Genomic DNA, 16732 nt, shown 5'->3' with positions numbered 1-16732 from the left:
CCAGAAGGTCAATAGTTTGGCATAAAGTTAATAGCGAAAGAATATAGCCAAAATATTGACGAAAAGCAGCGTCAACTTTGCTTCATCTTTTTTTAAAAGTACGTCCAGACTGAATCGGCGCAGATCGCCATCAGGTCTATGGAAGTCAACTGAACGTGACACCCGGAGAGTCTTCAATGAGCAGTGTTGTTGCCATCGTCAAAAGCATTGTCGGTCAGGTTTTCGTGGTGTCCCCAGAGGGCGTCCGTCGCGTACTCGTTGAAGGCGACCGGCTGTTTGCCGGCGATCAGGTCGACACCGGCGTTTCCGGCGCCGTGTCCCTGGAACTGGCCGATGGCCGCACGATTGATCTGGGCCGCGACACTCAGTGGAGCGCCGATACCCCGGATTCCAGCACCGACCTGGCCGAAGCCACCGCGCAAGCCGCGCCGTCGGTAGAAGAGCTGCAACAAGCCATCGCCGCCGGTGTCGACCCGACCACCGCCCTTGAATCCACCGCTGCCGGCCCGAGCGCCGCAGGGACTGGCGGTGCCGCTGGTGGTGGCCACAGCTTCGTGATGCTCGATGCGACCGCCGGCCGCGTCGACCCGACCATTGGCTTCCCGACCGCAGGCATCAACTCCGCCGGCCAGGTTGCCCAGGACACCACCGGTGGCCAGACCACCGACACCACCGCCAACGCTCTGCGCGAGTCGACCCTGAGCCTCAGCGCCACGCCGACCATCACCGAAGCCGGCGGCGTTCTGGTGTACACCGCGACCCTGACCCAGGCGCCGCTGACCGACCTGACCATCACCCTGTCCAACGGCGCGGTGATCGTGATTCCGGCCGGTTCCACCACCGGCACCGTCAACGTGCCACTGGCACCGAACGACACTGTTTATAACGACCCGACCCAGATCGACGTGACGGTCACCGGCACCACTGGCGGCAGCGGCATCACCGTGACCCCGCCGACCACTCCGGCCACGACTCAGGTCACCGACACCATCGACACCACCACCGTCACCCTGACGGCCGGTCCAAGCGTGACCGAAGGCGGTCAGATCACCTACACCGCCACGTTGACCAACCCGGCGCAGACGCCGGTGACCGTGACGCTGTCCAACGGCTCGACCATCACCATCGGCGCCGGCCAGACCACCGGTACCGTCAACGTGCCGACCGCGCCGAATGACGTCTATAACAACGGCAGCACCGTCACCACCACCATCACCGGTGCCACCGGCGGCAACTTCGAAAACCTGGTGCCGAATCCGACACCGGCCGTTACCACGATCGTCGATTCGAAAGACACCACCGGCCTGACCCTGACCGCGACCGGCACTGTGGTCGAAGGTGGCCAGATCACCTACACCGCGACCCTGACCAATCCGGCGCAGACGCCGGTGACCGTCACCCTGTCGAACGGCTCGACCATCACCATCGAAGCCGGCAAGACCACCGGCAGCGTCAACGTGCCGACCGCACCGAATGACGTCTACAACAACGGCGGCACCGTCAGCACCACGATTACCGGCGCGACCGGCGGCAATTTCGAGAATCTGGTGCCGAACACGACGCCAGCGACCACGACCGTTACCGACTCCATCGACACCACCAACCTGTCGCTGAGCGCCACCGGTTCCGTGGCCGAAGGCGGTTCGATCGTCTACACCGCAACCCTGACCAATCCGGCCGGCACCCCGGTGACCGTGACGTTGAGCAACGGCTCCGTCATCACCATTGAAGCTGGCAAAACCACCGGCACCGTGACCGTTCCGGCGCCAGCCGATGACGTCTACAAAGACGCCGGCAAGGTCGAAGTCACCATCAAGGACGCCACCGGCGGCAACTTCGAGAACCTGGTGCCAAGCACTGTTCCTGCCGTTACCGACGTGACTGACACCATCGACACCACCACGGTGAAACTCACCGCGACAGAGTCGGCCGCTGAAGGTGACACTGTCACTTATACCGCTACCGTTGGCGCCCCGGTAACCGGCTCGCCGGTGACCGTGACCCTGGCCAACGGTCAGTCGATCACCATCGAAGTGGGCAAAACCACTGGCACCGTGACCACCACCGCGCCGAACGACGCGTTGACCGGCAATGCACCACTGACCAACTCGATCACCGGCGTTTCCGGTGGTAATTACGAAAATCTGGTAGCCGACAAGACTCCGGTTTCGACCACGGTTACAGACGTTGCCGACACCACCAATCTGACCCTGAGCGCTACCGGCACTGTCGCTGAAGGTGGTTCGATTGTTTACACCGCGACCCTGACCAATCCGGCTGGCACGCCAGTGACCGTGACGTTGAGCAACGGCTCCGTCATTACCATCGAAGCTGGCAAAACTACCGGCACCGTGACCGTTCCGGCCCCTGCCGATGACGTCTACAAAGACGCCGGCAAAGTCGAAGTCATCATCAAGGACGCCACCGGCGGCAACTTCGAGAACCTGGTGCCAAGCACCGTTCCGGCTGTCACCGATGTCACCGATACCATCGACACCACCACCGTCAAACTGACCGCGACCGAGACGGCGGCCGAGGGCGGCACCGTTACCTACACCGCCACTGTCGGCGCGCCGGTGACTGGCTCGCCGGTCACCGTGACCCTGGCTAACGGCCAGAGCATCACGATTGAAGTGGGCAAGACCACCGGCACCGTGACCACCACCGCACCGAACGACGCATTGGCCGGCAACGCACCGCTGACCAACGCGATCACCGGCGTGAGCGGCGGCAACTACGAGAATCTGGTCGCCGACAAGACGTCGGTCAGCACCACTGTGACCGACACCGTCGACACCACCAACCTGACCCTGAGCGCCACCGATTCCGTGGCCGAGGGCGGCTCGATCATCTACACCGCGACCCTGACCAATCCGGCCGGCACCCCGGTGACCGTGACCTTGAGCAATGGCGCGGTCATCACCATCGAGGCCGGTAAAACCACCGGCACCGTGACCGTTCCAGCCCCTGCCGATGACGTCTACAAGGATGCCGGCAAAGTCGAAGCGACCATCACCGGCGCAACCGGCGGCAACTTCGAAAACCTGGTGCCAAGCACTGTTCCGGCCGTGACCCAGGTCACCGACACCATCGACACCTCGACCGTCAAACTGACCGCGACCGAATCGGCTGCTGAAGGCGGCACCGTCACTTACACCGCGACGGTTGGCGCCCCGGTAACCGGCTCGCCGGTGACCGTGACCCTGGCCAACGGTCAGTCGATCACCATCGAAGTCGGCAAAACCACCGGTACCGTGACCACCACCGCGCCGAATGACGTGCTGGCTGGCCATGAACCGCTGACCAACTCGATCACCAACGTCAGCGGCGGCAATTACGAAAACCTCGTGGCCGACAAAACCCCGGTCAGCACCACCATCACCGACACTGTCGACACCACCACCGTATCGCTGACCGCCACCGGCAACGTCAACGAGGGCGGGCAGATCGTCTACACCGCCACCCTGACCAACCCGGCCGGCACCCCGGTGACCGTGACGTTGAGCAACGGCTCCGTCATCACCATCGAAGCCGGCAAAACCACTGGCACCGTCACCGTTCCGGCTCCTGCCGATGACGTCTACAAAGATGCCGGCAAGGTCGAAGTGACCATCAAGGACACCTCCGGCGGCAATTTCGAAAACCTGGTGGCCAACCCGACGCCAGCGGTGACCAACGTCGCCGACACCATCAACACCACGCACCTGACCCTCAGCGCTGAAAGCTATGTGCTCGAAGGCACGTCGATCACTTACACCGCGACCCTGACCAACGCCGCGCAGACGCCGGTGACCGTCAATCTGAGCAACGGCCAGACCATCGTTATCGAGGCCGGCAAGACCAGCGGTTCGGTGACCATCCCGGCGCCGAGCGATGACGTCTACAAGGATGTCAGCAAGCTCACCGTGACCATGACCGATGCCAGCGGTGGCAATTTCGAGAAGCTCGACGTCAGCAAGACGCCGGTCAGCACCACGGTCAACGACACTATCGACAAGACCACGCTGACCCTGAGTGCCAGCGACACCGTCAGCGAAGGTGGCCAGATCACCTACACCGCGACCCTGAGCAACCCGGCCGGCACCGCCATGACCGTGACCCTGGCCAACGGCGCGGTGATCAACATCGCCGCCGGTGCCACCAGCGGTTCGGTGAACTTCCCTGCGCCGGCCAACACCCCTTACATCGATGGCGGCAAGGTGCAGACCGCGATTGCCAGCCACAGCGGCGGCAACTTCGAACAGGTCGATGCCAACCGTACGGCTGTGGTGACCAAGGTCACCGACACCGTCGACACCACCAATATCAGCCTGAGCGCCACCGGTTCGGTTGCCGAGGGCGGTTCGATCGTCTACACCGCGACCCTGACCAACCCGGCCGGCACGGCCATGACCGTAACCCTGAGCAACGGCGCGGTGATCAACATCGCCAAGGGCGCGAGCACCGGCACCATCACCGTCGCCGCACCGGGCGACGACGTGTACAAGGACGCCGGCAAAGTAGACGCCAGCATCACCAAGACCACGGGCGGCAACTTTGAGAACCTGGTGGTCGACAAGACCCCGGCGGTGACCGACGTCACCGACACCATCGACAACAGCACCGTGTCCCTGAGCGCCACGGCCAGCACCGTTGAAGGCGGCGTGGTGGTTTACACCGCCTCCGTCACCGCACCAGTGACCGGTTCGCCAGTGGTCGTGACGCTGTCCAACGGGCAGACCATCACCATCCCGGTCGGCGCCAGCAGCGCCAGCGTCAACTACACCGCACCGAACGATGCACTGGCCGGCGGCAACACGCTGAGCGTGAAGATCGACGGCACCAGCGGCGGCAATTACGAAAACCTGGTCGCCGACAAGACTCCGGCCGTGACCTCAGTCACTGACACCGTCGACACTACCAACCTGACCTTGAGCGCCACAGGTTCCGTGGCTGAAGGTGGTTCGATCGTTTACACCGCCACCCTGACCAACCCGGCTGGCACTCCGGTGACTGTGACGTTGAGCAATGGCTCGGTGATCACCATTGAAGCCGGCAAAACCACTGGCACCGTGACCGTTCCGGCTCCGGCCGATGACGTCTACAAAGACGCCGGCAAAGTCGAAGTGACCATCAAGGATGCGTCCGGCGGCAACTTCGAAAATCTGGTTCCGAGCACCGTTCCGGCCGTCACTGAAGTGACTGACACCATCGATACGTCGACCGTGAAGCTGAGCGCCGATACGTCGGTGGCTGAGGGCGGCACCGTCACCTACACCGCCACTGTTGGCGCTCCGGTGACTGGCTCGCCGGTCATCGTGACCCTGGCCAACGGTCAGACCATCACCATCGAAATCGGCAAGACCACCGGCACCATCACCACCACCGCGCCGAACGATGCGCTCAACGGTCATACCCCGCTGAGCAACTCGATCACTGGTGTAAGCGGCGGCAACTACGAAAATCTGGTGGCCGACAAGACGCCGGTCAGCACCACCGTGACTGACACCGTCGACACCACCGACCTGACGCTGACCGCGACCGGCACCGTGGCCGAAGGTGGCTCGATCACCTACACCGCCACCCTGACCAACCCGGCCGGTACGCCGGTCACCGTGACGTTGAGCAACGGCTCCGTCATCACCATCGAGGCCGGCAAAACCACCGGCACCGTGACCGTCGATGCGCCGAAAGATGACGTCTACAAGGACGCCGGCAAAGTCGAAGTCACCATCAAGGATGCAACTGGCGGCAACTTCGAGAATCTGGTGCCAAGCACCGTTCCAGCCGTCACCGATGTAACCGACACCATCGACACCACCACGGTGAAACTGACCGCGACCGAGTCGGCGGCGGAAGGTGGCACTGTCACTTACACCGCCACCGTCGGCGCACCGGTGACAGGTTCGCCTGTGACCGTGACCCTGGCGAATGGTCAGTCGATCACCATCGAGGTGGGCAAAACCACCGGCACCGTCACCACCACTGCGCCGAATGATGCGTTGAACGGTCACACTCCGCTGACCAACTCGATCACCGGTGTGAGCGGCGGTAACTACGAAAATCTCGTGGCCGACAAAACGCCGGTCAGCACCACCGTGACCGACACCGTCGACACCACCAATCTGACCCTGAGTGCCACTGACTCGGTGGCCGAAGGTGGCTCGATCACCTACACCGCCACCCTGACCAATCCGGCCGGCACTCCGGTGACCGTGACGTTGAGCAACGGCTCCGTCATCACCATCGAGGCCGGGAAAACTACCGGCACCGTGACCGTCGATGCGCCGAAAGATGACGTCTACAAAGACGCTGGCAAAGTCGAAGTCACCATCAAGGATGCGACTGGTGGCAACTTCGAGAACCTCGTTCCGAGCACTGCTCCAGCGGTTACCGAAGTCACCGACACCATCGACACCACCACGGTGAAACTCACCGCGACCGAATCGGCAGCTGAAGGCGGTACCGTTACGTACACCGCCACCGTTGGCGCGCCTGTCACCGGTTCGCCTGTGACCGTGACCTTGGCCAATGGTCAGTCGATCACTATCGAAGTGGGTAAAACCACCGGCACCATCACCACCACCGCGCCGAACGACGCGCTGAACGGTCACACCCCGCTGACCAACTCGATTACCGGCGTGTCTGGTGGTAACTACGAAAACCTCGTAGCCGACAAGACCCCGGTTTCGACCACCGTCACCGACACCGTCGACACCACCAACCTGACCCTGAGCGCGACTGACTCGGTGGCCGAAGGCGGTTCGATCGTTTACACCGCGACCCTGACCAACCCGGCCGGCACTCCGGTGACCGTGACCTTGAGCAACGGCGCGGTCATCACCATCGAAGCCGGCAAAACCACCGGCACCGTGACCGTCGATGCACCGAAAGACGACGTCTACAAAGACGCCGGCAAAGTCGAAGTCACCATCAAGGATGCAACCGGCGGAAACTTCGAGAACCTGGTGCCAAGCACCGTTCCAGCCGTCACCGATGTCACCGACACCATCGACACCTCGACCGTCAAACTGACCGCGACCGAGTCGGCGGCTGAAGGCGGCACCGTCACCTACACCGCCACCGTTGGCGCGCCAGTGACCGGCTCGCCTGTGACCGTAACCCTGGCCAATGGTCAGTCGATCACCATCGAGGTCGGCAAGACCACCGGCACCGTGACCACCACCGCACCGAACGATGCGCTCAACGGCCACACGCCGCTGACCAACTCGATTACTGGCGTGAGCGGCGGCAACTACGAAAACCTCGTGGCCGACAAAACGCCGGTCAGCACTACCGTGACCGACACCGTTGACACCACCAACCTGACCCTGAGCGCCACGCCGGAAGTCAACGAAGGTGGCCAGATCACCTACACCGCGACCCTGACCAACGCCGCCGGCACTCCGGTGACCGTGACCCTGAGCAACGGCGCCGTGATCACTATCGAGGCCGGCAAAACTTCCGGCACCGTGACCGTCGATGCGCCGAAAGACGACGTCTACAAAGACGCCGGCAAAGTCGAGACGACCATTTCGACCACCACCGGTGGCAACTTCGAGAACCTGGTCACCAGCACCGCCCCGGCGGTCACCACCGTCAATGACACCATCGACACGTCCACCGTCTCGCTGACCGCTACCGCCAACGTCGCCGAAGGCGAAACCGTGGTCTATACCGCGACCGTGACAGCGCCAGTGACCGGTTCGCCGGTCGTCGTGACCCTGTCCAACGGCCAGACCATCACCATCGCCGTCGGCGAGACCACCGGCACCGTGAACTTCGTCGCGCCGAACAGCCCGCTGGCGGGCGGCAGCTCGCTGAGCGTGACCATCGACAAGGCCACCGGTGGCAACTACGAAAACCTGGCGGTGGACGGCAAGTCCGCTGACACCTCGGTGTCGGACACTGTCGACACAACCAACCTGAATCTGACGGCCACCGACTCGGTTGCCGAAGGTGGCTCGATCACTTACACCGCGACCCTGACCAACCCGGCGGGTACGCCGGTGACCGTGACCCTGTCGAACGGCGCCGTGATCACCATCGAAGCCGGTAAAACCACCGGCACCGTGACCGTCGATGCGCCGAAAGACGACGTCTACAAAGACGCCGGCAAAGTCGAGGCGACCATTTCGACCGCTACTGGCGGTGGTTTCGAGAACCTGGTGCCGAGCACTGTTCCGGCCGTGACCAACGTCACCGACACCATCGACACCACCACGGTGAAACTCACCGCGACCGAGTCGGCGGCGGAAGGCGGCACCGTTACTTACACTGCTACCGTCGGCGCGCCTGTGACTGGTTCGCCAGTGACAGTAACCTTGGCCAACGGTCAGTCGATCACCATCGAGGTGGGCAAAACCACCGGCACCGTCACCACCACCGCACCGAACGACGCACTCAACGGTCACGCGCCGCTGACCAACGCGATCACTGGCGTGACTGGCGGTAACTACGAAAACCTGGTGGCCGACAAAACGCCGGTTTCGACCACCGTCACTGATACCGTCGACACCACCAACCTGACCCTGAGCGCCACTGGCTCCGTGGCCGAGGGCGGTTCGATTGTCTACACCGCGACCCTGACCAACCCGGCGGGTACGCCGGTGACCGTGACCCTGTCGAACGGCGCCGTGATCACCATCGAGGCCGGCAAAACCACCGGCACCGTGACCGTCGACGCACCAAAAGACGATGTCTACAAAGATGCCGGCAAAGTCGAAGCAACCATTTCGACCGCCACCGGTGGCAACTTCGAGAACCTGGTGCCGAGCACTGTTCCGGCAGTGACCGAAGTCACCGACACCATCGACACCACCACGGTCAAACTCACTGCGACCGAGTCGGCAGCTGAGGGTGGCACTGTCACTTACACCGCCACCGTAGGCGCACCTGTGACCGGCTCGCCAGTCACCGTGACGCTGGCCAACGGTCAGTCGATCACCATCGAAGTGGGCAAGACCACCGGCACCGTGACCACCACCGCGCCAAACGATGCGTTGAATGGTCACGCACCACTGACTAACGCGATCACCGGCGTAACCGGCGGCAACTACGAAAACCTCGTAGCCGACAAGACTCCGGTCAGCACCACCGTGACCGACACCGTCGACACCACCAATCTGTCGCTGACTGCGACCGACAGCGTGGCCGAAGGTGGTTCGATCGTTTACACCGCCACCCTGAGCAACCCGGCCGGCACTCCGCTGACCGTGACCCTGTCGAACGGCGCCGTGATCACTATCGAAGCCGGTAAAACCACTGGCACCGTGACCGTTGCCGCACCTGCCGATGACGTCTACAAAGACGCCGGCAAAGTCGAAGTGACGATCAAGGACGCAACCGGTGGCAACTTCGAGAACCTGGTTCCGAGCACCGTTCCGGCTGTTACTGAAGTCACCGACACCATCGACACGACGACCGTGAAGCTGACCGCTTCCGAAACGGCCGCTGAAGGTGGCACCGTTACTTACACCGCCACTGTTGGCGCGCCAGTGACCGGCTCGCCTGTGACTGTGACCCTAGCCAATGGTCAGTCGATCACCATCGAAGTGGGCAAAACCACTGGCACTGTCACCACCATCGCACCGAACGATGCACTCAACGGCCACACGCCGCTGACCAACGCCATCACTGGCGTGACGGGCGGCAACTACGAAAACCTCGTAGCCGACAAAACGCCGGTTTCGACCACTGTCACTGACACCGTCGACACCACCAATCTGACCCTGAGCGCCACCAATTCGGTAGCCGAGGGTGGTTCGATCACTTACACCGCCACACTGACCAACGCTGCGGGCACCCCGGTGACCGTGACCTTGAGCAACGGCGCCGTAATCACTATCGAGGCCGGTAAAACCACCGGCACCGTGACCGTCGACGCGCCGAAAGACGATGTCTACAAAGATGCCGGCAAAGTCGAGGCGACCATTTCGACCGCCACCGGTGGCAACTTCGAGAACCTTGTTCCGAGCACTGTCCCAGCCGTAACGGAAGTCACCGACACCATCGATACCACCACGGTCAAACTGACCGCGACCGAGTCGGCGGCTGAAGGCGGCACTGTCACCTACACCGCCACCGTAGGCGCGCCTGTGACCGGTTCGCCAGTCACCGTGACCCTGGCCAACGGTCAGTCGATCACCATCGAAGTCGGCAAGACCACTGGCACTGTCACCACCACCGCACCGAACGATGCGCTGACCGGCCACGCGCCGTTGACCAACGCGATCACCGGCGTGACGGGCGGCAACTACGAAAACCTCGTCGCCGACAAGACCCCGGTTTCGACCACTGTCACCGACACGGTCGACACCACCAACCTGACCCTCAGCGCCACCAATTCGGTTGCCGAGGGCGGTTCGATCATCTACACCGCGACCCTGACCAACGCCGCTGGCTCGCCAGTCACCGTGACCCTGTCGAACGGCGCCGTGATCACCATCGAAGCCGGTAAAACCACTGGCACCGTGACCGTTCCTGCGCCAGCCGATGACGTCTACAAAGACGCCGGCAACGTGCAGGCGACGATCACCAACGCCACTGGCGGCAACTTCGAAAACCTGGTCACCAGCACCACGCCAGCAGTAACCAGCGTCACTGACACCATCGACACCACCACCGTGAAGCTGACCGCAACCACCACAGCAGCTGAAGGTGGCACGGTCACCTACACCGCCACCGTGGGTGCACCAGTGACTGGCTCGCCGGTAACCGTGAATCTGGCCAACGGTCAGTCGATCACCATCGAAGTCGGCAAGACCACCGGCACCGTGACCACCACCGCGCCGAACGACGTGTTGACCGGTCATGCGCCGCTGACCAACGCAATCACCGGCGTGACCGGCGGTAACTACGAAAATCTGGTGGCCGACAAGACGCCGGTCAGCACCACCGTCACCGACACCATCGACACCACCAACCTGACGCTCAGCGCGACCGGCACCGTGGCTGAAGGTGGCTCGATCACTTACACCGCAACCCTGACCAACGCCGCTGGCTCGCCAGTGACCGTGACCCTGAGCAACGGCTCGGTGATCACCATCGAAGCGGGCAAGACCACCGGCACCGTGACCGTTCCTGCGCCAGCCGACGACGTCTACAAAGACGCCGGCAACGTGCAGGCCACGATCAAGTCCGCCACTGGCGGCAACTTCGAAAACCTGGTCACCAGCACCACGCCAGCCGTGACCAGCGTCACCGACACCATCGACACCACCACCGTGAAGCTGACCGCGACCACGACGGCGGCCGAAGGTGGCAACGTTGTCTACACCGCGACCGTCGGCGCGCCAGTGACTGGCTCGCCTGTGACCGTGACCCTCGCCAACGGTCAGTCGATCACCATCGAAGTGGGTAAAACCACCGGCACCGTCACCACCACCGCGCCAAACGACGTGTTGAATGGTCATGCGCCGCTGACCAACGCGATCACCAACGTGACTGGCGGGAACTACGAGAATCTCGTTGCCGACAAGACCCCGGTTTCGACCACCGTCACTGACACCGTCGACACCACCAACCTGTCCCTCAGCGCCACCAACTCGGTCGCCGAGGGCGGTTCGATTGTTTACACCGCGACCCTGACCAACGCTGCGGGCACCCCGGTGACCGTGACTTTGAGCAATGGCGCCGTGATCACCATCGAAGCCGGCAAAACCACTGGCACCGTGACCGTCGCCGCGCCAGCCGACGACGTCTACAAAGACGCCGGCAACGTGCAGGCCACGATCACCAACGCCACGGGCGGCAACTTCGAGAACCTGGTCACCAGCACCACGCCAGCGGTAACCAGCGTCACCGACACCATCGACACCACCACCGTGAAGCTGACCGCAACCACCACAGCAGCTGAAGGTGGCACGGTCACCTACACCGCCACCGTGGGTGCACCAGTGACTGGCTCGCCGGTAACCGTGAATCTGGCCAACGGTCAGTCGATCACCATCGAAGTCGGCAAGACCACCGGCACCGTGACCACCACCGCGCCGAACGACGTGTTGACCGGTCATGCGCCGCTGACCAACGCAATCACCGGCGTGACCGGCGGTAACTACGAAAATCTGGTGGCCGACAAGACGCCGGTCAGCACCACCGTCACCGACACCATCGACACCACCAACCTGACGCTCAGCGCGACCGGCACCGTGGCTGAAGGTGGCTCGATCACTTACACCGCAACCCTGACCAACGCCGCTGGCTCGCCAGTGACCGTGACCCTGAGCAACGGCTCGGTGATCACCATCGAAGCCGGCAAGACCACCGGCACCGTGACCGTTCCTGCGCCAGCCGATGACGTCTACAAAGACGCCGGCAACGTACAGGCCACGATCACCAACGCCACGGGCGGCAACTTCGAAAACCTGGTGACCAGCACCACGCCAGCGGTGACCAGCGTCACTGACACCATCGACACCACCACCGTGAAGCTGACCGCGACCACGACGGCGGCCGAGGGTGGCAACGTTGTCTACACCGCGACTGTAGGCGCACCAGTAACTGGCTCGCCTGTGACTGTGACCCTGGCCAACGGTCAGTCGATCACCATCGAAGTGGGTAAAACCACCGGCACCGTGACCACCACCGCGCCGAATGACGCGTTGACCGGTCACACACCGCTGACCAACTCGATCACCAACGTTTCTGGCGAAAACTACGAAAACCTCGTGGCCGACAAAACTCCGGTCTCGACCACCGTCACCGACACCATCGACACCACCAACCTGACGCTCAGCGCGACAGGCACCGTGGCCGAGGGTGGCCAGATCACTTACACCGCAACGCTGACCAACGCCGCTGGTTCGCCAGTGACCGTGACCCTGAGCAACGGCTCGGTGATCACCATCGAAGCCGGCAAGACCACGGGCACCGTGACCGTTCCTGCGCCAGCCGACGACGTCTACAAGGACGCCGGCAACGTGCAGGCCACGATCACCAACGCCACGGGCGGCAACTTCGAAAATCTGGTGACCAGCACCACGCCAGCCGTGACCAGCGTCACCGATACCATCGACACCACCACCGTCAGCATCACCGGCAGCACCTCGGTGACCGAAGGCCAGACCGCCAGCTACACCGTCAGCCTCAACCACCCGGCGCAAACCGAAGTGACCCTGAAAATCGTCTACAGCGGCACCGCCGCCGACGGTTCGGACTTCACCGGCGTGTACACCGTGAAGATCCCGGCGGGTGCCAGCAGCGCGCAGTTCAACGTTGCGACCATCGACGACAAGATCACCGAAGGCACCGAGAACTTCGTAGTCAAGATCGACTCGGCCACCGGTGGCAACTTCGAAAACCTGGCGGTCAGCAGCACCAATGGCAGCGTCAGCACCTCGATCATCGACAACGATGCACCGCCGGTCATCGACCTCGACGCCAACAACTCCAGCGGTGCAACGGGTGCCGACTACAAGGTGACCTTCACCGAGAACACCCCGGGCGCAGGCGTGTCGATTGCCGACACCGACATCAAGATCACCGACCCGGACAGCACCATGCTGACCGGCGCCACCGTCGTGCTGACCAACCGTCAGGACGGCGATGCGCTGAACCTGGGCAACAGCGTCAATGGCATCACCATCAATGCCAACAGCACCAATGGCACGATCACGCTGACCCTGTCGGGCAATGCGACGCTGGCCGACTACATGCAGGCGATCAAGAACATCAGCTTCACCAACAGCAGTGAAGACCCGAGCACCGTGCCACGGATCATCACCGTGACCGTGACCGATGGCGGCAACTACTCCAACGTCGCGACCACCACGGTCAACGTTGTGGCAGTCAACGATGCGCCGGTCGCTGCACCGGTCAACGTCACCGGCACCGAAGACACCCCGCTGATCCTCGGCTGGTCGACCTTCGGCGTCAGCGACGTCGACAGCCCGGCCAGCAGCCTGGGCGTGAAAATCACCCAGCTGCCGGGCGAAGGCAAACTGCAGTACCTGGACGGCTCGACCTGGAAAGACGTCGCCACCAACCAGACCTTCAGCAAGGCCGACATCGACGCCGGCAAGCTGCGCTTCCTGCCGGATGCCAACGAGTCGGGCGTGAACGGTTACGGCGGCACCGGCCTGGGCAACAACCAGGCTGACTACGCACAGATCAAGTTCCAGCCAACCGACGGCCAGTTGCTGGGCAACACCGGCACCGTGAAGATCGACATCACCCCGGTGGCGGATGCACCGACCCTGTCGGTCGCCGACAACAACGTGAAGTCCACCGGCCTGATCAAGGAAGTCTGGACCGGTCTGTCGGGCCTGGGCACCGACGGCAGCGGCGCGAATTCGACCACCCTGAAAAACGTGATCGACGGTGCCGGCAAGCCAAACACCAGCGGCACCGTGAACAACGTGCAGTCCGACGGCAGCGTGACCGCCGGCACCGCATCGAAGACGTCCGGTCTGATCTATCTGGAAGCCGGCAAGACCTACACCTTCAGCGGCACCGGTGATGACAGCCTGTTGGTGACCATCGGCGGCAAGAGCGTGGCGTCCACGACGTGGGGCGCGGGCGGCAACCTCAACGGTTCGTTCACCCCGACCACCAGCGGCTACTACACCCTGGACATCTACCACCACAACCAGAGCGGCCCGGGCAGCTACGACGTCAACCTGTCGGTCAACGGCGGCACGCCGATCGACCTGAGCAGTGCCGGCGTGCCGATCTACACCGGCGTGCAGGACCTGGTGAATGCCGGCGTGACCGTCTCCGATCTGCACGGCACCAATGGCGAAGGCTATTACGACGGCTACAAGCTCAACACCGGCGCCGAAGGCACCACCGTGAAACTGTCGTCGATCAGCACTGCGCTGACCGACACCGACGGCTCGGAAACCCTGAGCATCAAGATCAGCGGCGCACCGGTCGGTTCGGTGCTCAGCGACGGCGCAGGCCACAGCTTCACCGTGACCGCCAACAGCGGCGACGCCAACGTCACCGGCTGGAACCTCGGCACCCTGACCGTGACTCCGCCGACCTACTACAACGGCCAGTTCAACCTGACCGTGACCTCGACCTCCACCGAGGCTGTGGGCGGTTCGGCCAGCACCACCGCGACCATTCCGGTCACCGTGGTCCCGGCGGTCTACAACTCGATTGTTGCCACTTCGGCCGACGACACCGTCACCGGTACCGACGGCAACGACATCATCGTCGCCGACATCGGCGGCCTGACCGTGGTGCCGGGCACCAACTACAACATCGCGTTCATGGTCGACAGCTCGGGCAGTATGAGTACCTCTTCGATCAACGCGGCCAAGGACTCGCTGACGTCGGTGTTCAACACCCTCAAGCAGAGCCTGGGCGGCAGCAACTCGGGGACGGTGAACATCTTCCTGGTGGACTTCGATACCCAGGTCAACAAGTCGGTGTCGGTGAACCTCAACGACCCGAACGCACTGACCTTGCTCAAGGCCGTGCTGGACTCGATGTCGTCCGGCGGCGGTACCAACTACGAGGACGTGTTCAAGACCACCGCCAACTGGTTCCAGAGCGCTGAGGCCATGGCCAACACCGGGGCGAAGAACCTTACGTACTTCATCACCGACGGCCAGCCGACCTACTACCAGAACAACGAGTCGACCAACCCGACGCTGTACGGCAACAAAACCCTCGATAGCCTGATCACCACCAGCAACTATCAATTGGGCAAAGCCGTCAGCCTGTACCCGGACAGCACGCACCAGATCGACATCAGTGCCTCCGGCTACGTGACGGTCTGGACCAAGTCCGGCGGCAGCTGGTCGTACCAGAACTTCGGCACCTTGCATGCCCAGGGCGACGGCACTTACGAGTTCTCGAGCCTGGCGGGCAACGGCAGCAGCACCACGACGACGACCACCGATAACGCCAGCAGCGGTTTCGCCTTGCTCAACGGTTTGTCGAATGTGGAAGCCATCGGCATCAACAGCGGTGTCAGTCTCAACGACCTGAAACCGTACGATTCGGACAAGACGCCGCAAACCAACATCGATCCGAAGGACCTGGCCAACTCGATCATCGGCCACACCGAAGCAACGATGCCGGGCAACGACACCGTCAGCGGTGGCGACGGCAACGACATCCTGTTCGGCGACCTGGTGAGCTTCAACGGCATTGCCGGCGAGGGTTACCAGGCGATGCAGGCGTTCGTGGCCAAGGAAACCGGGGTCGACGTCAGCAAAGTCACCACCAGCAACGTGCACCAGTACATCACCGAGCACTATCAGGCGTTCGATGTGTCCGGTGCCCACGATGGCAACGACACGCTGCTGGGCGGCGCGGGCAATGACATCCTGTTCGGCTCGGGCGGCAACGACCTGCTCGACGGCGGCAAGGGCAATGACATCCTGCTCGGCGGCACCGGCAACGACACGCTGATCGGTGGTCAGGGCAACGACATCCTGATCGGTGGTTCGGGCGCCGACACCTTCGTCTGGAAGGCGGGCGACACCGGCAACGACGTGATCAAGGACTTCAAGGCCAGCGAAGGCGACCGCATCGACCTGCGTGACCTGTTGCAGGGCGAGACCGGCAGCACCATCGACAACTTCCTGAAGATCACCACGGTCGACGGCGTTTCGTCGCTGCAAGTCAGCTCGGGCGGCAAGTTCAACTCGGGCGACGCCGCAGCCGCCACACCGGACGTGACGATCAAACTGGAAGGCAACAATTGGTCCACGGCCAACATTCACAACCTGATTGCCGGCAGCGATCCGACCATCAAGGTCGACCACAACAACAGCTGATGCGTGAACAACGGCCGCCC

At 62.9% G+C, this 16732-nt stretch carries 1 protein-coding gene; it reads left to right on the top strand.

Features of this window, described 5'->3' with window-relative positions; genetic code table 11:
- Positions 1-176 precede the first annotated feature (176 nt).
- Positions 177-16712, top strand: coding sequence for a LapA family giant adhesin (locus QR290_RS01740; protein ID WP_289204190.1), 16536 nt, complete (start codon positions 177-179; stop codon positions 16710-16712).
- Positions 16713-16732: the final 20 nt, after the last annotated feature.

The sequence above is a fragment of the Pseudomonas fluorescens genome (assembly GCF_030344995.1).
Lineage (GTDB): Bacteria > Pseudomonadota > Gammaproteobacteria > Pseudomonadales > Pseudomonadaceae > Aquipseudomonas > Aquipseudomonas fluorescens_BF.
This window is presented reverse-complemented; position numbering and strand designations above follow the sequence as displayed.

Bases quoted from the DNA above. Each gene is read 5' to 3' on its own strand.
- QR290_RS01740 (WP_289204190.1), top strand. From the start codon at position 177: ATGAGCAGTGTTGTTGCCATCGTCAAAAGCATTGTCGGTCAGGTTTTC.